The 18,897-nt window shown below is 70.6% G+C and carries 15 protein-coding genes; 11 read left to right on the plus strand and 4 right to left on the minus strand.

Translation table 11 applies throughout. From position 1 onward, the window contains the following. The first annotated feature begins 156 nt into the window (after window positions 1–156). From K7C98_RS29920 to K7C98_RS29935, 4 genes are all read left to right on the plus strand, one after another. Entirely contained in the window at window positions 157–1,713 is a 1,557-nt protein-coding gene (locus K7C98_RS29920) for a serine/threonine protein kinase (protein WP_224195214.1), read from the plus strand. Window positions 1,714–2,080: 367 nt separating this feature from the next. Continuing rightward, the gene (locus K7C98_RS29925) at window positions 2,081–2,914 is read left to right on the plus strand and encodes a hypothetical protein (RefSeq protein WP_224195215.1); all 834 of its coding nucleotides are present in this window, start codon (window positions 2,081–2,083) and stop codon (window positions 2,912–2,914) included. Continuing rightward, window positions 2,911–3,480 carry a hypothetical protein gene (locus K7C98_RS29930; RefSeq protein ID WP_224195216.1) on the plus strand — a complete coding sequence of 190 codons (570 nt, stop codon included), beginning with the start codon at window positions 2,911–2,913 and terminating at the stop codon, window positions 3,478–3,480. Before K7C98_RS29925 ends, K7C98_RS29930 begins: the two co-directional genes overlap by 4 nt. 349 nt (window positions 3,481–3,829) lie before the next feature. Further along, window positions 3,830–5,548 (plus strand): hypothetical protein, encoded by a 1,719-nt coding sequence (locus K7C98_RS29935; protein ID WP_224195217.1) that lies wholly within the window; start codon window positions 3,830–3,832, stop codon window positions 5,546–5,548. A gap of 3 nt (window positions 5,549–5,551) precedes the next feature. Here K7C98_RS29935 and K7C98_RS29940 read toward each other — a convergent pair whose 3' ends face one another. Next, window positions 5,552–6,637, minus strand: coding sequence for a hypothetical protein (locus tag K7C98_RS29940; protein ID WP_224195218.1), 1,086 nt, complete (start codon window positions 6,635–6,637; stop codon window positions 5,552–5,554). Between the two features lie 728 nt (window positions 6,638–7,365). Between K7C98_RS29940 and K7C98_RS29945 the strand changes: the two genes are divergently transcribed. Next, entirely contained in the window at window positions 7,366–8,430 is a 1,065-nt protein-coding gene (locus K7C98_RS29945; protein ID WP_224195219.1) for a hypothetical protein, read from the plus strand. Between the two features lie 123 nt (window positions 8,431–8,553). Next, window positions 8,554–9,639, plus strand: coding sequence for a hypothetical protein (locus K7C98_RS29950; RefSeq protein WP_224195220.1), 1,086 nt, complete (start codon window positions 8,554–8,556; stop codon window positions 9,637–9,639). 42 nt (window positions 9,640–9,681) lie between these two features. Here K7C98_RS29950 and K7C98_RS29955 read toward each other — a convergent pair whose 3' ends face one another. The 3 genes from K7C98_RS29955 to K7C98_RS29965 all read right to left on the minus strand — a co-directional run bounded on the left by K7C98_RS29955 (window position 9,682) and on the right by K7C98_RS29965 (window position 13,043). Continuing rightward, complete coding sequence (locus tag K7C98_RS29955; protein ID WP_224195221.1) at window positions 9,682–10,551, minus strand: tetratricopeptide repeat protein; 870 nt, start codon at window positions 10,549–10,551, stop codon at window positions 9,682–9,684. Window positions 10,552–10,575: 24 nt separating this feature from the next. Continuing rightward, window positions 10,576–10,767, minus strand: coding sequence for a hypothetical protein (locus tag K7C98_RS29960; protein WP_224195222.1), 192 nt, complete (start codon window positions 10,765–10,767; stop codon window positions 10,576–10,578). 104 nt (window positions 10,768–10,871) lie between these two features. Further along, window positions 10,872–13,043: an ABC transporter transmembrane domain-containing protein gene (locus K7C98_RS29965; protein WP_224195223.1), complete on the minus strand. Its 2,172-nt coding sequence runs from the start codon at window positions 13,041–13,043 to the stop codon at window positions 10,872–10,874. 143 nt (window positions 13,044–13,186) lie between these two features. On the opposite strand from K7C98_RS29965, the gene K7C98_RS29970 reads away from it, so the two are divergent. The 5 genes from K7C98_RS29970 (at window position 13,187) to K7C98_RS29990 (ending at window position 18,878) form a co-directional block, all read left to right on the plus strand. Beyond that, the gene (locus tag K7C98_RS29970) at window positions 13,187–14,743 is read left to right on the plus strand and encodes an aldo/keto reductase (RefSeq protein ID WP_224195224.1); all 1,557 of its coding nucleotides are present in this window, start codon (window positions 13,187–13,189) and stop codon (window positions 14,741–14,743) included. 59 nt (window positions 14,744–14,802) lie between these two features. Then, window positions 14,803–16,155: an AAA family ATPase gene (locus K7C98_RS29975; RefSeq protein ID WP_224195225.1), complete on the plus strand. Its 1,353-nt coding sequence runs from the start codon at window positions 14,803–14,805 to the stop codon at window positions 16,153–16,155. Continuing rightward, window positions 16,152–16,799 (plus strand): retron system putative HNH endonuclease, encoded by a 648-nt coding sequence (locus K7C98_RS29980; RefSeq protein WP_224195226.1) that lies wholly within the window; start codon window positions 16,152–16,154, stop codon window positions 16,797–16,799. Before K7C98_RS29975 ends, K7C98_RS29980 begins: the two co-directional genes overlap by 4 nt. 129 nt (window positions 16,800–16,928) lie before the next feature. Next, window positions 16,929–17,585, plus strand: a complete 657-nt coding sequence (locus K7C98_RS29985; protein ID WP_224195227.1) for a glutathione S-transferase N-terminal domain-containing protein — start codon at window positions 16,929–16,931, stop codon at window positions 17,583–17,585. A 180-nt stretch (window positions 17,586–17,765) separates the two neighbouring features. Continuing rightward, window positions 17,766–18,878, plus strand: coding sequence for a hypothetical protein (locus K7C98_RS29990; RefSeq protein ID WP_224195228.1), 1,113 nt, complete (start codon window positions 17,766–17,768; stop codon window positions 18,876–18,878). Window positions 18,879–18,897 lie beyond the last annotated feature (19 nt).

Genomic DNA, 18,897 nt, shown 5'->3' on the forward strand with positions numbered 1-18,897 from the left:
CGGTGCGGCGCGGACGGCATTCGCGGCCGGCAGCGCCGGGGCGGAGGTCGCTGGCTGGGCGCGGATTTCTTGCCGCGGCCTACCGGACTTGGTTTCCTCGTGTAGGCTGAGGGGCGCCGGGAGCTGAAAGTGGCAGGCATCGAGACTCCGAAGACGATGATCCGGGCGTCGGGCGCCGGCCTTGCGACCTCCATCGGCGAGGAGGCGTCGCGCGGGCCGGGCATCGGGGCCGACCTCGTCGGCAGTCTGCTGCTGGGTCGTTATCAGGTGCTCGAGCGGATCGGCGACGGCGGGATGGGTGCGGTCTACCTGGCCGAGCACACCACGATCCTCAAGAAATTCGCCATCAAGGTCCTGAGCGCCCAGCTGTCGCTGCGCGAGGACCACGTCGACCGGTTCATGCGCGAGGCCCGGTCGGCGTCGATGATCAATCACCCGAACGTCGTCGAGATCACCGACTTCGGCAAGACGCCCGACGGCCAGCCGTTCTTCGTCATGGAGTACCTGCAGGGCAAGGACCTGGCGCAGGTGCTGAGCGAGGCCGGCTCGCTGGCGTGGAAGCGGGTGCGGCCGATCCTCCTCCAGGTGTGCAGCGCCCTGCAGGCGGCGCACGAGCAGGGCATCGTGCACCGCGACATCAAGCCGGGCAACATCGTCCTGGTCAAGCGCGGCAGCACGCTCGAGCACGTCAAGGTGCTCGACTTCGGCATCGCCAAGGTCATCAGCCACGAGCCCGACGCCAAGGGCCTGACCCAGAGCGGCGTGGTCGTCGGCACCCCCGAGTACATGTCCCCCGAGCAAGGTTGGGGCCAGCCGGTCGACCACCGCGGCGACATCTACGCCCTCGGCGTCCTGCTGTACGAGCTGCTCACCAGCAAGATCCCCTTCTCCGGCACCACCATGATGGAGGTGCTCAATCGCCACATGTTCGAGGTGCCCGACATCAAGCACCCCAACATCCCCGAGGAGGTCGGCGCGATCATCCTCAAGGCGATGCAGAAGGACCGCAGCCTGCGGTTCCAGTCGATGAACGAGATGGCCGCCGCGATCGAGGCCGTCGGCACCGGCGCGAGCCCGGTCACCGTCGTCGACGAGGAGATCAAGACCCCCTGGGGCCCCGTCACCGCCCGCTTCAACGCCGTGCCGACGCAGCAGCGCAGCTGGGTGTGGCTCAGCGTGCTGTCGGCGGTGGTGGCCGTCGGCGCGGTGGTCTACGCGATGGTGCCCGACGGCTCGGCCAATTCGGTCCAGCCGCCGCCGCCCGCGGCTGCGCTCGCCGTCACGCCGCCGGTCGCGGCTCCGGTCGAGCAGCCCAAGGTCATCCCGCCCGAGGTCGAGCGCGTCCGCTTCAAGATCTCCACGCCCGGCATCGAGGCGCGGATCCTCGACGCCCGCGACCAGGGCCAGTTCGGCGTGACCAACGACCCCAACGGCGTCGAGGTCGAGAAGTCCGACCAGCCGCTCAACATCATCCTCCGCGCCCCCGGCTACGAAGACCTGACGTTCCAGGTCGTGCCCAGCGAGGACAAGACCTTCGAGCACGAGATGGTCGCCAAGGCCGTCGCACCGCCGACGCCGACGCCCGCGACGACGCCCAAGCCGCGCCCCGACAAGAAGCCGCACAAGCCGTCGAACGAGGCCAAGCCCGCAGAGGCGCCCGCCGAGGCGCCCGACGACGGCGACGACGAGATCAAGAACCCGTTCAAGAAGTGAAATGGGAGCTGGCCTGTTTCATGGAACAGGCGTGAAAGGATATGTCGATTCGGACATGTTGACGGGGACATGTCCGTGAAGACATGCGCGGTGAGATCGCCGCAGGCCGGTGAGTCTCGGCCTGGCATACGAGCGGCGTGACGGAGCGCAGCTGTCGGCCAGAGCGCCCTGAGCGCGGAGATGAGGCCCGGGCGAGACCTCCGACAGGCCGCCCAATCCGCCCAGGTGAATCACGAGCCGGCCCGCTTGGTCGCTCGCGCCGGGCCCGCTTCGCTGGTCGCGGGGCTGGCCGGCGGGCGCTACGACCGCCGTACGGTGCCGTCCCCTCGTGCTTGCGGGTCCGCCACCTTCATCCAAGCTCGCGTCGATGTCCCTCCCACATCAGCGTCCTGTCCCCCGGTCGGAAGGGAGGCCTCTGGCGCTCACGGCGGCCTGCTTCGTTCCACTGCTCTCCGCCGTCGCCACTGCCGCACCGCAGGAAAGCCCACCGGAGGAGCCCATGTGGTGCGCCTCGGTCCTGTTGCGCGTGTCAGATGCCGCCGCGCGCCTCGGGTACAGGATGGAGCCCGATACACGCGAACTCGTAGGGAGCCGAGGGGACACCCCGCTCCGAACCACGTGCTCGGCGGAGCAGCTGACGATCGAGCTCGCCGAGGCGGCCGGCCCCCGCGTCACGGTCGCAGCCAGTCCATCCGGGCTGGAGGTCGTCGGCGAGTTCCCAGGCGTGGGCACCGTCTCACAAGTCGCGGTCGTCACGGCTGCGGACACGCCGACGGGTTTTCTCTCCTTCGCAGCCGAAGCGCCCACGGCCTCGGCGTTCGTCGAGTTCGACCTGACCGGCGACGTCGTCGCCGAGGACGGCGACGCAGCCGCCGTCAACGACCGGCTCGAGCCCGCCCTCGCCGGGTCGAGGGTGTGGAAGGACGCGCACGGGCTGACACTCGCGCTGGCGGAGACCTGGAGCCCCGACGATGAGCAGCTCGCGACTGGCATGGACCTCGTGCTCGCGGTCGCTGTCCCGAACCCTCGCGCATCCGGCGTCAAGAAGAGCATGGTCGGCATGGCGATGGCCTGCGGGAAGTCGGCGGTCGTTTGTACGCTCGCGGCGACCTGGCTCCCACCGCTCGCGGGCACCTGCGTCGGCGACAGCACGACCTGCGCCCTGGCGATCGGCTGCGCCCTCGTGACCTGCCTCGATTGACGGGAACTCTCGACGTGGACGCTCACCCTGTCCGCCGCGCCCTCCTCGATCGCCCGCAGCGGCTCGGGTTTCTGCCGACGTGGTGGTTCTGGAACCACTACGAGCGGCAGCGACTCACGATGCCGCTCATCGCGACGCTCGCGGTGCCGCTCACGCTGCTCTTCTTGTTCTTGATGGCGTGGCTGCAGCTCCCCGTCTGGCTCTTTCTGGTGTTCGGGACGGCGTGGCCGCAGCTCGTCCTCGGCCTGGTGGAGCGTCGAGTCCGGCGCTCGCTCAGGCAGCGAACGCTCGACGGCATGGCAGGCGTGCCCGCACCAGAGCCATCGCCGTCGCACAAACCCGTCGATGGCGTCACCCTCTCGCTCGCCGGCCTCGGTGCGTTTGCAACCGTCGTCGCGGTCGCCGGGACATGGGGCCTTGCGCCCGCGCTGTGGACCGGCCTCGCGCTCGCAATGTTCGCAGCCCTGGCGGGGGGCCGCCTCGCGAAGCGCGAGCGCGATGCGCTGGCGCTCGCAGGATCGAACGAGCCCGGCCAGCTCCCGCCGCCTCCCGAGACCCGACCTTGAGCTGGCCGAGCCGTCGCGGCGAGCGGCGGTGATGATTCGTTCGCAGCGCTTGGCTCGTCACGGCCTCGCGGCGGGCTTATCCACGAAAGGCCGCGACTTCTCGACGGGCGGGGGATAGGATAATCGGGCCATAACATGCCTAAAGAGAAATGTTCGTTAGAACATATCGATTAGAACATGTTCGATAGAACATAGTATGCATATCGACAAGCCGGGGCGTGCACGCATCCGATGGCTCGGCAACGGGATAGCGTCTTGGAGGGGTCGACCCTCGCAGACGGTGCTCGTCGCCTTGACCAGAGGGTTGTATTTCGTGCGCGTTTCTGACCCAATGCCCACGAGGCCCCCGATGTCCCCGACGCTTCGCGTGCCCTTTACCCTCCCGCTCGCCTGCGTGGTGGTCCTGTCGTCGAGCGGATGCCTGCGCGACCTGTGGGCCGACGCTCTCCCGCACTTTCCGGACACGGACTCCACGACCTCCACGGCCGGCTCCAGCGGCTGCGCCGAGGTCGACGCCTGCGCGACGGGCTCGTCGAGCGAAGCGAGCATCACCGAGGCGAGCCAGACCGCGACCGGCGAAGGCACGAGCGCTGCGACGACCGGGGACGGGGCGAGCGAGGGATCGGGCTCGGGTGACGAGGAATCGGACTCGGGTGACGAGGAGGCGCTCCCGGTCGAGGTCGAGGTGTTTCTCAGCCCGTCGCCGATGCTCGCCGTCGGCGAGGTGCACGTCTCGATCGCGACGTCGCGACCCGTCGCGTCGATCGATGTTTATAAAAACGACGCGCCGCTGGTGATCGGCGCTGCGCCGACGTCCCCCGTCCACGTGCTCGAGGTGATGTCCGACGATGCTCCGGGCGACGGCGTGCACACGATCCGCGCCGTGGCGCACGCGGCCGACGGCGGGAGCGGCGAGGCCGAGAAGGAGCTGCTGATCGACGTCCAGCCCGGCGGTACCGACGTGTGGCCGCCGTACGTGAAGGCCGGGCCGATCAACGGCTTCACGGGCGCGACGCTGCGCAAGAATGGGATCGACACGGCGGGCTTCTTCGAGACGAACCAGGGGATCGAGGCGGTGGCGCTGCGGATCGACGGGACCACGGGACTGCCGGAGGGCGAGCCGATCTTGCTCGGCCCGGTGGCGGTGACGGGCGGCGGCCGCGGGCCGGCGATCGCCGCGGCAGGCGATGCGACGTTCGTGGCGTGGACGCAGGCCAGCGGCCCGACGACCCGGTGGGCGGTGTCGCGGGTGATGTTCGGCGAGGGCAAGGGGCCGACGTGGAGCGGGCCGCTCAAGACGACGGTCCATGCGCTCGCCGTGGCGGGCGACAAGCTCGTCCTCGCCGGCGCGCTCGCGACCGGCCCCGATACCCACGACCTCTGGGTCTGGTGGCTCTCGAGCGAGACCGGCGAGGTCGTCGCGTCGCGCTCGTTCGCCGCGACCGCCGCGGAGGATCCGCCGAACATGTATGACGAGGTCGCGCGCGGCGTGGCGATCGTGGGCGACGAGGTCGTGGTGGTCGGCGAGCGCACAACCAGGGATCTCAACAATATCGCCGTCCGGCGGATGGTCGTGCTGCGCCACAGCCTGGACGGGGAGCCGCTCGGCGAGTGGACCTCGCCTGGCGAACAGCTCGACGAGGACGCGGGCTTGGCCGTCGCGCCGCTACGCGCGGGGGGATTCGTCGTGGTCGGCTGGGGCCGCGACAAGCAGTCGATCCGGCAGGTGATGACGCGCTGGTTCTCGGCGGAGGGCGCACCGATCGCGGTGCGGATCGAGCCGACGCCCTCGAACGACGCGATTGGCTTCGCGGTGGGCGAGGATCGCGAGGGCAAGATCGTGATCGCCGGTGCCCGGCAACAACCGCAGACCGACGCCAATGCCTGGATCTTCGCCGTTCCCGGGCCAACGGGGGCGCCGGCGTGGGAGGTGATCCGCAATGGGCCGGGTCACGGCCCCGACGAGGCCGCGGGCCTCGCGGTCGACGCGTGGGGTTACACCTACGCCGTCGGCAGCGAGTTCGACGCGCTGCAGCCGCGGGCGTTCGCGCTGCGCCTCTACCCGTAGCCGTCACTGCGGCACGAACACGTCGCACTGCGACTTGATCATCTTCGCCACGGTCGCGAAGTAGTCGCTGTACCCCGCGGCGCAGATCGAGCCGAACAGTGCGTTGGGTTGCATGAGCTCGGCCCAGGTGCGGAGCTCGTGCTCGACATTGTTGGGGTCGTAGCCGCACAGACCGTCCGGGTCGTCGATGTCGGTCGAGATCACGAGGAGTACCACGGCGTCGGCGTCGCCGCCCTTCGCCTCCACCAGGGCGTCTCGCCAGTCCTCCGGACTGCCTTCGCTGAACTCGTCGTAGGTGTCCTGGATCGCGACGACGACGAGGAGCGCGTCGTCGCGGAGGAAGCCCTCGTTGCAGGCGCCGGGGGCATGGTTCAGCTCGTCGGCGAGGGCCATCACGGTGACCCCTGCGACCTGGTCGGAGCCGTTGGCTCCCATCGAGGCGATGCAGGTGAACGCGTCCACGAGGTCGGGCTGGCCGGCGGTGATGTAGCGGAGGCCGCTCGCGAGCTCGCAGCGCTGGTTGCTCGCGTCCTTCCCGATCGGGTAGGTCGTCCCGGCCCCGCGGACGAGGTCGCACGGCTGCGGCGGCGTACCGCACGGAAATTCGGGCAGTTCGGCGCACACGTCGTCGCAGCCCGCACAGCTCGGGTAGCCCCAGAAGCCGGCAGTGTTGGCGGACAGGATGTGATAGTCGAAGTCCGCGAACTCGCTCTCGAGCGTGGCGATGAAGCCCGGAAAGCTCGCCTTGAGCCGCTCTTGCTTCGGCGTCATCGTCGGATGGCCGCTGATCGTGAACACGAAGTCGACCTTGCCCTTGCAGCCGGGCGGAGGGCCGTCGCCGCCGTCGGGGATCACGCCGAGGTCGGGGATGTTGCTCGCGGTGCTCGAGCTCGTCGTGCTCGACGCGGTCGAGTCCTCGCTCGCGGCGGTCGATGATGACGACGATGACGTCGACGCGTCGGCGCCGGTCGAAGAAGACGAGGTCCCCGGCGGCGCTGTGGTGATGCTCGTGCTGAAGCCCGACCCCTGCCCGCTGGCGTCGCCGCAGGCGGTTGCGAGCGCGAGGGTGGTGAGCGCGAGGCGCCGCATAGCCTGCGGAGGATAGCGTCGGCCGCGGAGAATTTCACGCCTGTACCCGCCTTGCCAGCCGGTTGGCTCGCGGCGCGCCGGCGCGGATGGTCGTCCGCGACCGCCCCGTCGCGGAGCGAGCGGCGCCGTGGCCTCCGGGGCGAGTGCCCCGCCGGTGGGCCGAGCGAGGGCCGTCGACCGCCCCTTCGCACATCACATCTGACGACGATTGCGGCCTCGCCTCGGTGCTCTACGACAGCTTGGCAAGCCCGAACTGAAGGATCATCCACCTCTCCGCGGTTGCCGAGCTCGCAGGCCGCGTTAGCGTCGATATGGGAGGGAAGAGCCGTGAAAATGTCCGCGAAGGTTTTGGTTGCGCACGCGCTCGGGAGCGCGTGCGGCGGCTGCAGTGACGGCTGCGGCAAGAAGAAGCCGCCGAGCGCGTGCCAGATACATGGCTCCGATCAATACACTTGCCCGGCGGGCTAGCAGTGCATCTACGAGCTCGGCGTAGAGCCGCAAGACCCGACGAAGTACGGGACCTGCAAGTCGCACGAGACGAGCAGTCTGTGCCAGGTCGTGGGCCCTTGCCTCAACCATCACAGGGAGTGTGGCTTCAATGCGTCCATCTGCGATCAGGCCGACGGCCTCAGCTTGTGCCACTGCCAGGGGCCTCACCCGAAGGAAGACTCGAGCGAGGTGCCGACCAGTGGTCCGAGCGAGGCGAACCAGTAGCATGGCACGCGGGCGTGCCCCTGACGCTCGGCGTCTTTGTGGCCGTCGCGGCATGTCACGAGGAGATCGAGCTCGACGGCCTCACGGTGCTCCCGGAGTTCTCGGAGCCGATCTGCGGCGGCACGCTCGAGAGGATGGAGCGACGCCTCGACTGGCTCGTAGAGGTGACGGGTGTGCCGCGTGCGGACCGCCCGATCAAAGTCCACTGGACGCGGTACAGCACCGGCGAAGGGGGTTCGAAGGAAACCCACGTGGATCGACGCGGCAGGGTCTACACTTCACTCGAGTTCTTCACGCACGAGCTCGTCCACGGGCACCTCAACCGGTTCGAGTATCAGCGCCCGTGGCTTGCGGAGGGGCTCGCATTCATGCTCGAAGACGGCGTCAACTCGCCGCCGAGCGCCTTCGTCTCGCCCGCGGAGCTGCTGGCGGCCCGACGATCGCGCGACCTCGACTACTTCGCCGCGGGAAACTTCGTCCGGGTCTTGCGCGAGACGTACGGCATGGAGCGGTTGATGCGGCTGTACGCGCTCAGCGAGGACACGACGTATGCGGAGGCGAAGCGCGTGTTCAAGTCGGCCCTCGGCGAGAGCTTTGACGACGTGTCCGAGCGCTACGCCGCGCCTTACACGGTCTGGCGGATCGGCTCACCCGACTGCGAATACCCCCGATATGGAGCGCGACGGCGACAGGTGGCGCCGTCACTTTCATGGCGACTGCGACGACCCGAACAGCATCGGGCCCTACTTCGGGCCGTGGCCAGGCTTCCCACCGCAGCTGACGACGTCGGCGGTGTTCGAGACGGAGGACGCGGGCACATACCGGGCGACAGCCGCAGGGACGGACATCAACTTGACGGTGACGTCGTGCGACCTGTCGGCGCAGCTGAGCAAGACCGGATCCGACGTCGAGATCGCACTGTTCCTCGAACCGGGGCGACACCGCGTGACCGTGCGCGTCGACCTCGCCACACCCCGGGAGGTGGACGTCCTGGTCCAACCCGAGGCGTTCGACCGGGCGCCACCGTGACCAAGCGTTCTCGGAGCTCGCATCGACCTATTATGTCCGAAAGGACATGACGGGTGGCGGGCCGAGACTTTCGGCGATCTGCCAGAAGCGGAAGCCGAGCGCGAGGTCGCCCCCGCGCGGGCTGGCCCAGGGGGTCAAGCGGGCGCCCGGTTCGAGTGGTACAAGGGTTGGCGATGCGGCTCGCGGCACGTCTCGTGGTCTTCCCGCTGGTGGCGGCCTGCCACGCGCAGATGCCCGAGACAGAGGTCGTCCATGGCGAACTCGTCGACTACCACTACAGCCTGGGGCTCGAGCTCTGCGGAGGAACTGTCGCGTCGTGGGACGCGACGGCGCGCCGCGCGGCCGAGTTGCTCGATCTCCCGGCCGAGGGGCTGAAGCGGGTCGTATACTACTGGCTGACGGAGGCCGACTATTCGGCGATTTGGGCCGACGGTTCTCGCTGCGCCGCTGCCCTCGGGTGCGCCTTCGGGCTGCGAGCTACCGGGCACCTACCGATGTTGACGCACGAGATCGTCCATACCATCGCGAACCAACTGAACGGGTCGGCGGCTCCGTTCCTCGCCGAAGGCTTCGCGGACGCAGTGATCGACGGCCGCATGGAGGAACGCGACCCTCGTCCTTACATGACGCTCGATCATAGCGAAATCACGGCCGGCTATTGGGTGGCGTCGCGCTTCGTCAGGTACCTCCTGCAGGTCCACGGAGCGGAGCGCTTTGCAGCGCTGTACCGGGGCGTGCCGCAAGCGTCCGAACTCGACGACTGGGACGAGGCCGTGCGTGCGAGCTACGGCATGTCGCTCGATGCGCTGGTCGAGGAGTACCTGGCGGCGACGGAGTGCCCCTCCGACCTCCCGTCCTTGCCGCGGCTGGAATGCGACGCGCCCGCGTTGACGGCCGATCCCGCCGGGAACTTCGTGTGGACGAACTCGCTGCGTTGCGATGACCCGGAGGTCGTGGGTGGGATGCAGCCGCCCGACGAGCCGATCCTCATCGGAGAGACCCATCTGGAGCTGCGGCGGACCTTCGAGGTCGTCGAAGCCGGCGAGTACGAGATCGCGGTGGTGACGCCAGAAGGCGAAGGTACGCGCGGACAGGTTGTCATCGCGGAGTGCGACGGCTGCGCCTGGCTGCGCGACTACAACGCCACGCTCGAGGCGTCGATGACGGAAATGCACTGGCTCGAGCCGGGGCGGTACTCCGTCATCCTGCGGGGGTTCATCGAGGCGGAGACGGTGGAGTTTCGCGCGACGCGCCAGTGAAGGTTCATCGGAAGCTCGAAGAACCTGGTCGATACACTCGGCCTAGAAGCGGAAGCCGAGCGCGAGGCCGGCGCCGCGCGGGCCGCCCCAGGGGGTCAGGCGGGCGGTCTTCTCGCTCTTCTTGCGCGAGGCCTTGACGGCGACGATGGCGATCACGGCGATGGCGGCGGCGCCGGCGATGGCGAAGCTGACGTCGGCCCCGATCGCGCGCGACTTCTGGGCGTCGAGGAAGGGCTGGGCCTCGACGTCGCAGAAGGTCTGGCCGTCGCCTTCGGAGCAGTGGTCGAGGGCCTTGTTGCGCTGGCCCTGGGCGCTGACGCCGAAGCCGATGCCGAGGCCGAGGCCGACCGCGGCGACGCCGGTGAGCACGCCGGCGGCGGGGCCGAACACGCGGTCCTTTTTGGGCTCGGGCCTGGGCTCGGGCTCGGTGGCCGGCGGCGGGGCGGCGGGGCCGGGCTCGGGCTGGTTCTCCTGGGCCTGCTTCTCGCGCTCGGCCCGGGCCTTGTCCTCCTGCTCGCGCAGCCGCTGGTCGAGGTTCTGGATCCGCCGACCGAGCAGCTCGCGCTCCTTCTCCGGCGCGAAGGCCCGGTACTGGTCGAGGTACTTGCGGGCGTTGGCGAAGTCGCCGAGCTTCTCGTACGAGTTGCCGATGTTGTAGAGGATCTCCGGCAGCTTCGACAGCTCGTAGCTCTCCTGGAACGCCAGGATCGCGGCCTCGTACGAGCCCTCCTTGAACAGCTGGCGGCCGTTGAGGAACAGCTCCTCGGCCCGCTTCAGCCTGGCGTCGTCGGCCGGGGCGCTCGACGACGCGGCGGCGCTGCCCTCGGCCCCGGCGGCCGGCTTCGCCGCGGGCGAGGCGGGCGCGACCATTGCGACGCTGACGAGGGCGGACACCAGGAGCTGCATCGACATGTTCGGGGGCCGATGATAGAGGCGCTAAGCCGCGCTTGGCAAGCCGGACGCCCGCTTGCGCCGCAAGAACGGGGTGATCGAGGGGGCGAGGGAGTCCTGCTGGGCGCGGCTCAAGTGACGGAAGCCGCGGATGTTGCCGAAGCAACGGTCGGCGCCGCAGCGGCAGACGAACGCCTCGGCCATGTCCCACTCCGAGGTGAGGTAGTTGAACGTCACTTCGGCGACGCCTGCGATCGCGGCCGCGCCGCCGCCCACTCCTCGATCTCCACGTCCGCCACGTCCTCCACCCCGTCCGCGACCGCGAGAGGCCGCGGCGCCCATCATGCCAGAGTCACCGGGTGCACCCGGGCGCGGACCACCGAGTCGAACTCGTGATGGAGCCGCGGGTCGCTCTGGATCAGCTCGAGGAATTGGCGGCGCTGGAGGGTCAGGAGGATGCACGGCGTCAGCGTGCGGATCGTCGCGTTGCGCGGGGCGTCGCGCAGGAGCGCGACCTCGCCGAAGTGGTCGCCCTCCTGCAGCGTGGCGATCTGCCGGTCGGAGCCGTCCTCCTGGCGCTTGAGCACGGCGACCTTGCCGCGGGCGACGATGTAGAACTTCTCCACCGTGGTGTCGCCCTCGCGGATGACCGAGCGGCCCTCGGGGAGGCGCTCGCTGAGGAAGGTGCGGGCGACCGCGGCGAGCATCGTGTCGGACAGGTTGCTGAGGATCGGGATCGCGCGCAGGCGCTCGGGCTCGACCTCGGCGCGGGTGCCGTCCTCGCTCACGACGAGGCCCTGCTGCTTGTTCCACAGCCGGCGGTAGAGGCCGTCGGCGGCCAGCAGCTCGGTCTGCGAGCCCTGCTCGACCAGCCGGCCCTTGTCGAACACGAGGATCAGGTCGGCCACGCGGGTGGCCGCCATGCGGTGGGTGACGGCCACGACCGTGCGGTCGCGACCGAGGCGCTCGAGCGTCGCGTTGATCGCCGCCTCCGTGGTCGGGTCGAGCGCCGACGTCGCCTCGTCGAGCAGCAAGATCTGCGGGTCGCGGAGGATCGCCCGCGCGATCGCGACGCGCTGGCGCTGGCCGCCCGACAGCCGGCTGCCGCGCTCGCCGACGATCGTGTTGTAGCCCTCCGGCAGGCCGGCGATGAGGTCGTGGATCTCGGCCGCGCGCGCGGCCGCCTCGACCTCGTCGTCGGTGGCATTGAGGCGGCCCATGCGGATGTTCTCGCGGACCGTCGTGTTGAACAGGAAGCTGTCCTGGAACACGATCCCCAGCTGCCCGCGCAGCGAGTCGAACGAGGCGTCGCGGACGTCGACGCCGTCGAACGCGACCACGCCGCGGTCGGGGTCGTAGAAGCGGGCGAGCAGGCCGAGCACGGTGCTCTTGCCGGAGCCGCTGGCGCCGACGATGGCGACGTTGGTGCCGCGCGGGATCTCGAGGTTCACGCGGTCGAGGTTCTTGTGCTCGCCGGTGTACGAGAACGACACGTCCTCGAAGGTGATGGCCTGGTCGAGCGGCGCGAGGGTCTGCGCGCCGGACTTCTCCTGCACCTGCGGGCGCGCGCCGAGCAGCTCCTGGATCCGCTTGATGCCGCCGGCGGCCATGAGGAGCGGCGGCATCACGCGGGTGAGCGCGGTGACGTAGGTGCTGAGGTAGCCGAGCAGGATGTTGAAGGCGACCAGCGCGCCGAGCGACAGCTCGCCGTGGAAGGTCTTGACCGCGCCGAACCCGAACACGGCGATCTGCAGCAGCAAGAAGGTGAGGTTGGGCGTGCGCTCGACGAGGTAGGTGGTGAGGTTGAAGCGGACGCCGATGCGGTAGAGCGAGCGCAGCTTGTAGCGGAACCGGTTGGTCTGTTCGGGCGCCAGCTGGAAGGCGCGCACGACCGCGTGGGCGCCGAGGTTCTCCTGCACGGTGCTGGCGATCTGCGCCTCCTCGTGGCGCACGAGGTAGCTGTCGCGCTCGGCGCGGGGGCCCAGGACCTGCGGGCCGAGGGTGGCGAGCGGCAGGCCGATGAGGGTGAGCAGGGCGAGCTGCCAGGAGAAGATGAACAGCAGGGTGGCGATCGTGGTGACGCCGAGGATGCCGAGGATGGTCTCGGGGATGGCGAGGATGACCGCGTTCTGCACGGCGCTGAGGTCGGTCGAGAAGCGGGCGAGGATGTCGCCGACCTGCATGCGGGTGTAGAAGTTGTTCGACAGCCGCTGCAGGTGCTCGAACATTCGCAGGCGGAGGTCGTTCATCACCGCGGTGCCGAGGCGGGCGTAGAGGTAGTCGCGCATGATCGCGACGGCGGCGGCGAGCACCACGGCGGCCAGCAGCGCGACGAGGATCGTGTAGAGCAGCGCCTCGTCGTGCTTGGCGATCGCCTCGTCGATGACGTACTGGAAGCTCAGGCTGAACAGCACGTTGAACGCGAGGTCGATCAGCAGGCCGGCCAGGAGCAGCGACACTTCGAGGCGGTAGGGCCGGAGGTACGCGAGCAGATGGCGCAGGGCGCTGAACATGGCGCGAATTCGGGCGGACGGCCGGGGCCGGATCCGCATGGTCGCCCACCGGCGCTTGCACGTGCAAGCTGCGGCGCCGCCCGAGGCCCGGTTCGACGCTCGACGTTGACGACCCCCGCGAGCTGTCGTACTGCTCGCCGCCCATGCGCGACGAAGAGCGACCTCTGTGGCCCGGGCGCGCGGCGCCGGCGGCGAGCGCCGAGCGTGCGCGTCGCTTCGGGATGGACCCTCGCCCGCTCGGTCGCACCGGCCTGCACGTCGCGCCGGTCGGCTTCGGCGCCTACCGCGTGCACGTCGAGTCGCAGCTGAACCGCCAGGCCGTCGAGGAGGCCGTGCGCGCGGGCGTCAACCTCGTCGACACCAGCGCGAATTACGGCGACGGCGGCAGCGAGATCCTCATCGGCCAGGTCCTCCGGGACCTGTTCGAAGGGCGGGTCGCGAGCCGCGACGACGTCGTGGTCGTCACCAAGGCCGGCTATCTCCAGGGCACCGCGCTCGAGCTCGCCCACGAGCGCGAGCCGGAGTACCCCGACCTCGTCCGCTATCAAGACAACTGCTGGCACTGCCTGCACCCGGAGTTCCTCGCCGACCAGCTGGCGCTCAGCCGCCAGCGCCTCGGGCTGCAGACGATCGACGTGTTCCTGCTGCACAACCCGGAGTACTTCTTCGTCGACCGCGAGAACCGCGCCGGCGAGGTGACCGCGGAGGATCGCGCGGAGTTCGAGCGGCGGCTGCGCCTCGCGTTCGCGTTCCTCGAGCAGGCCGTGCAGCGCGGCGAGATCGCCTGGTACGGGGTGTCGTCCAACCACTTCGTCGAGCCGGCGACGAGCGACCAGTTCGTCTCGCTCGGCGGCGCGCTGGCGCTCGCGCGCGAGGTCGGCGGCGCGCTGCATCACTTCGCCGTCGCCCAGCTGCCGCTCAACCTCTACGAGCTCGGCGCGCTGACCGAGGCGCAGCCCGACGGCGCCGCCTCGGTGCTGGCGCTGGCCCGCCGCGAGGGCGTGGCCGTGCTGGCCAACCGCCCGCTCAACGCCTTCGTCGACGAGGGCGCCGGCGCGTACACGATCCGCCTGGCCGATACGACAGGTCCCAAAGACCAGCCGAGAGATCCGCTGCCGATCTTGCACGCGCTGCAACGGCTCGAGGGCGAGTGGTCGCGGGGCCTGGGCGCGCGGCTGGCCGTCGAGTACGGCGACGACATCCGCGACCTGCTGCGCTGGGGCACCGAGCTGGAGGCGGGGCTCGGCCAGATCCGCGACCTCGGGCACTGGCTGCACCTGCGCAACAACGTGATCTCGGCCCACTGCGCGCAGATCGAGGCCAGCTTGACGAGCGACCTCGACGAGGCGCTGCAGCCGGAGTTCCGCGCGTTCTGGGACGAGTATGGCCAGCAGATGCTGGCGGCGCTCGACGCCATCGAGGACGACTTCCGCGCGCGCGCGCAGGCCCTCACCGACGCGATCGGCGATCGCCTCGCCGCGGCCACGCCGGCGGCGTGGCGCGGGCTGCCGCTGTCGCGCCGGGCCGTGCTCACGCTGCTGGCGCTGCCGGTCACGTGCGTGCTGGTCGGCATGCGCCGTCCGGCCTACGTGCACGACATGGCGTCGCTCGGGATGGTCCGGCCCAAGCCCGGCGTCGGGCCCGGCAAGGTCGACGCCGACGCGCTGGTCGCCGCGTTCCGCCGCCGCGCCCAGCACTGACGCGGGCGCGCACTTGCGAGCGCCGCGCGCCGGGGCCTACACTTCGGGGCGAGCGTCGAATGCGGGTCCATCGGCTGCAGCTCGAGAACTTCCGCGGCTTTGAGGCGCTGGATCTCGACCTGTCGCGCGGGCGGACCACCGCGCTCGTCGGCGTCAACGGCTCGGGCAAGACGTCCGTGCTCGACGCGCTGGCGCGGCTGCTCGCGCTCGCGGTGGCTCGCACCGGGCTCGGCGAGGACGCGACCCGGCTGGCGCTGTCCGACGTGCGCGCGGGGGCCAGTCGCTGCGTGGTCCACGGCGAGTTCGCGTGGGTCCCGCCGCCCGCGGGCGAGCGCGAGCTGTTCGCCGGCGAGGACGGCGAGCAGCGCTTCGTGCTGCGCCACGAGCTCAGCCATCGCTGGGACCGCTGGACGCACGCGCAGTCGGACACGCCGCAGACCGCGAGCTGGACGCAGCGCTGGCACGACGCGTGGTCGCGCGGCGTGGTGCTCGACGCGCCGCTCCTCGCCACCTACTCGCACGAGCGCTACGTCGAGGGCGCCGACGGTGACGCGCGCGGTGAGCTGCCGGCCAACCCCGCGAGCCTCTACGCCGAGCACAACTGGTCGCGCGGGGCCCGGCGCGACGACTTCCTGCGGTGGTTCCTGCTGCGCGAGGACTTCGAGAACGAGCTGTTCCGCGAGCGGCGCGACCACGTCGACCCGCAGCTCGCCGCGGTCCGGCGGGCGATCCTCTCGTTCTTGCCGGGCTACGCCGACCTCCGCTTCCGCCGCCGGCCCACCCGCGAGGCCGGCGCGGCGCACATCGACGTCGTCGTCGGCCTGCGCCCCGCGCTCACGCTGCGCAAGGACGGCACGCAGCTGGCCTTCTCGCACCTGTCGGGCGGCGAGCAGGGCCTGCTGGTGCTCGTCGGCGACATCGCCCGCCGGCTGGCGATCACCCACCCGAACCTCGTCGACCCGCTGCAGGGCCGCGGGGTCGTGCTGATCGACGAGGTCGAGCTGCACCTCCACCCGCAGTGGCAGCGCACGCTGGTGCCGAACCTCGAGCGCACGTTCCCCAACCTGCAGTTCATCGTCACCACCCACTCGCCGCAGGTGCTGAGCCTCGTCCCGCGCGAGCAGGTCAAGCTGCTGCGCGACTTCCAGCTGGTCGAGCGGCCGCCGCACACGCTCGGCCGCGACAGCAACGCGATCCTCCTCGAGGTGATGGGCGTCGACCAGTACCCGCCGTTTTCGGCCGAGAAGGTGCGCGCCGTCGCGCGCCTGATCGACGAGGAGCGCTGGGCCGAGGCCCGCGCGGCGCTGGCGGAGCTGGTCGCCGACTTCGGCCCGCACGACGCCGAGGTGGTCCGCTTCGGCAGCATGATGGAGTTCCTCGCCGCCGGCGACGACGACGAGGCGAGCCGATGAAGAACATCCAGAAGGGCCGCGAGCCGGCCGCGCTGATTCAGCACCGGCAGAGCGGCGGCAGCTTCGAGGACCCCGGCCCGTGGAAGCACGAGCTGCGGCGGGCGCTGCTCCGCGAGCAGGGCGCGATCTGTTGCTACTGCATGAACCGCATCGACCTCGAGACGCTGCGCGTCGAGCACCTGCGGCCGCAGCACGAGCACCGCGCGCAGCAGCTGGCCCACCGCAACCTGCTCGCCGCCTGTCCCGGAGGACAGGATAACCCGACGCACGAGCAGCGCGACATCCGTCACTGCGACGTGCGCAAGGGCCCGGCCGCGCTCGCCCTCGACCCGGTGGCCGGCGTCGAGCACCGCGTCCGCTACGGCTTTGTCGAGGGCCGAATCTTCGGCACCGACCCGGCTGCCGAGCGCGACGTCGACGAGGTGTTGAACCTCAACGCGCCGCACCTCCGCCAGCTGCGCCGCCGCGTGATCGAGGGCCTCGTCGCCCGCCTTTCCAAGAAGTACAGCGACCGCACGTGGTCCCGCGGGGCGCTCGAGCGGGAGATCGCGCGCTGGTCGGCGCGCGACGGCAGCGACTTCCGTCCGTTCTGCCAGGTGGCGGTCGAGTTCTTGCGCAAGCAACTGGCGAAGGCCCGAGCATGACGATCGAGCGGAGCGCGACGAAGGGCAGGGGTATGCGCGAGCAAATTCTCGAGGGCGCGAGCTCGGGAGCACGAGCGTGACGCGACGGTGCGAAGGCGAGTCCTCGCGCCCGCGACGAGAGGCACGAGCATGACGCGACTCGGGGCGGCGGCGGCGACGGCGGTGCGATTCGGGCTCGGCGGCAGCGTCGGCGCGACGGGTCCGCGACCGGCGCACGAGCTCGTGCTCTACCAGTTCGAGGCGTGCCCGTTCTGCCGCAAGGCCCGCGAGGCGCTGGTGTGGCTCGACCTCGACGTCTTGGTCCGGCCGTGCCCGCCCGGCGGCACCCGCTTTCGCCCCGGACACGGGCCCCCGTACCCGCTGCTGGTCGACGAGGGGCGGGAGATCCACGAGTCGTCGGTGATCGTGCGCCACCTCGTCGACCGCTACGGCGACGGCCACGTGCCGTGGCCGCTGCGGCTCGGGCCCCTCACGACCGTGTCGAGCGGCCTCGCCTCGCTCGCGTTGCCGCGGATGCGCGCGCTCGCCTCGCGAGAGCCGGCGCGGCCGCTCGAGCTGTTCGCCGACGAGACGTCGGCAGCGGCGCGGGAGATCCGCCAGTGGCTGTGCGCGCTCGAGATCCCGTACCGCTGGCGCACCAGCGGCCGCGGCAGCGCCAAGCTCGCCGAGCTCGCCGAACGCACCGGTCGCGCCGAACTGCCCGCGCTCCTCGACCCGAACCGCGACGCGGACCTCCGCGGCGCGGGCGCGGCGGTGGCCCACCTGCAGCGCACCTACGGCGGCTGACGCAAGGGCAGGTCGTGGGCGAGCGTCACGAGGTCGGCGCGAGCCGCTCGCCGGCGGAGATCGATCCGCCTGCTCGACCCGCGGCGCGGATCCGTCGCCGCTGCACCTCTGCGAAGGCGCCGCGGCCCGCCTCGCAAGGCCCCGCTGACGCCCGACCGGCGGCGAGATAAGGTGACGTCGATGCCGTTCGACAGGCCCCGGGTCCCGGCCCCGTGCGCGGTGCAGATGCCCGCCAACTTCCGCGCGATCGCCGAGCTCGACGACGGCTGGCGCGAAGCACGGCCAGGCTTCCGCCTCGAAGACATGCGCGCCCGCGGCGAGGCGTTCGCCCGCCGCTTCCGCGGCGACGGGCCCGTCCGTGGCTTCCGCAGCATCGACCTGCTGCCGTTCCCGTACCCGGTCGCGTTCGGCTTCTGGCAGGCCCCGCCGACGAAGGCCAGGTACCTGCTGATGCGCAACCGCTGCAACCTGATCGAGTTCGAGGACTGGAGCGGCGAGGTGCGCACGATCTTCGTCAACCCGACCGAAGCCGACCTGTCCGCGAGGGCAGGTTTCTTCGACCAGCTGCGGCGCGACCTCGTCCCCTTCGTCCCGCCCGAGCTGCTGCAGCGGGCCGACAGCCCGGCGGCGCTGGCCCGCAAGCGCCTCGGCGTCGATCCGGCGAAGATCGACTACATCACCTTCGACCACTTGCACGTGCAGGACCTGCGGCGCGGCCTGATCGGCGAGGGCGGGCGGCCGCCGCTCTATCCCAACGCGAAGCTGATCGTGAACCGCCGCGAGCTCGAGACGCTGCAGGCGCTGCACCCGCTGCAGCGCCCGTGGTGGATCGAGGAGGCGCTGGACGGCGTGCCGGAGGACCGGATCATCGCCGTGGAGGGCTCGGTGTGGCTCGGCCGCGGCCTCGCGCTGGTGTGGACGCCGGGGCACACTCTCGGCAACCACTCGATCGTGTTCCACGCGGCCGGCCGCGGCGTGTTCGCCATCTCGGAGAACGGCATCTGCCCCGAGAGCTACCACCCGCGCGCCTCGGGCCTCCGCAGCCTGCGCGAGCACGCCGCCCGGTACGGGGCCGAGGTGGTCCTCAACGGCAACGCGCTCGAGAGCAGCATGTCGCAGTACACCTCGATGGTGCTCGAGAAGTCGATCGCCGACCGCGGCGACGCCGGCGGCGACATCCCCAACATCTACTGCTCGTCGCCCTTCATCCGCTCGCCGCTGGCCTGGGGCATCGGCCCCCGCTACACCGTGGCGCCGATCGACAGCGGCGCGCTCACCCGCTCGCTGGCCTGAAGAACATGTTGTGAGGGAC

The organism is Nannocystis pusilla (assembly GCF_020073745.1).
In the GTDB taxonomy this organism is placed as follows: Bacteria; Myxococcota_A; Polyangia; order Nannocystales; family Nannocystaceae; genus Nannocystis; species Nannocystis radixulma.

What these genes read in the sequence shown, in the direction of transcription:
- K7C98_RS29990 (WP_224195228.1), top strand. Translation starts at nt 17,766, where the DNA reads ATGCCGTTCGACAGGCCCCGGGTCCCGGCCCCGTGCGCGGTGCAGATG.
- K7C98_RS29950 (WP_224195220.1), top strand. Translation starts at nt 8,554, where the DNA reads ATGCGGCTCGCGGCACGTCTCGTGGTCTTCCCGCTGGTGGCGGCCTGC.
- K7C98_RS29940 (WP_224195218.1), bottom strand. Translation starts at nt 6,637, where the DNA reads ATGCGGCGCCTCGCGCTCACCACCCTCGCGCTCGCAACCGCCTGCGGC.
- K7C98_RS29965 (WP_224195223.1), bottom strand. Translation starts at nt 13,043, where the DNA reads ATGTTCAGCGCCCTGCGCCATCTGCTCGCGTACCTCCGGCCCTACCGC.
- K7C98_RS29970 (WP_224195224.1), top strand. Translation starts at nt 13,187, where the DNA reads ATGCGCGACGAAGAGCGACCTCTGTGGCCCGGGCGCGCGGCGCCGGCG.
- K7C98_RS29980 (WP_224195226.1), top strand. Translation starts at nt 16,152, where the DNA reads ATGAAGAACATCCAGAAGGGCCGCGAGCCGGCCGCGCTGATTCAGCAC.
- K7C98_RS29920 (WP_224195214.1), top strand. Translation starts at nt 157, where the DNA reads ATGATCCGGGCGTCGGGCGCCGGCCTTGCGACCTCCATCGGCGAGGAG.
- K7C98_RS29925 (WP_224195215.1), top strand. Translation starts at nt 2,081, where the DNA reads ATGTCCCTCCCACATCAGCGTCCTGTCCCCCGGTCGGAAGGGAGGCCT.
- K7C98_RS29955 (WP_224195221.1), bottom strand. Translation starts at nt 10,551, where the DNA reads ATGTCGATGCAGCTCCTGGTGTCCGCCCTCGTCAGCGTCGCAATGGTC.
- K7C98_RS29935 (WP_224195217.1), top strand. Translation starts at nt 3,830, where the DNA reads ATGTCCCCGACGCTTCGCGTGCCCTTTACCCTCCCGCTCGCCTGCGTG.
- K7C98_RS29975 (WP_224195225.1), top strand. Translation starts at nt 14,803, where the DNA reads ATGCGGGTCCATCGGCTGCAGCTCGAGAACTTCCGCGGCTTTGAGGCG.
- K7C98_RS29985 (WP_224195227.1), top strand. Translation starts at nt 16,929, where the DNA reads ATGACGCGACTCGGGGCGGCGGCGGCGACGGCGGTGCGATTCGGGCTC.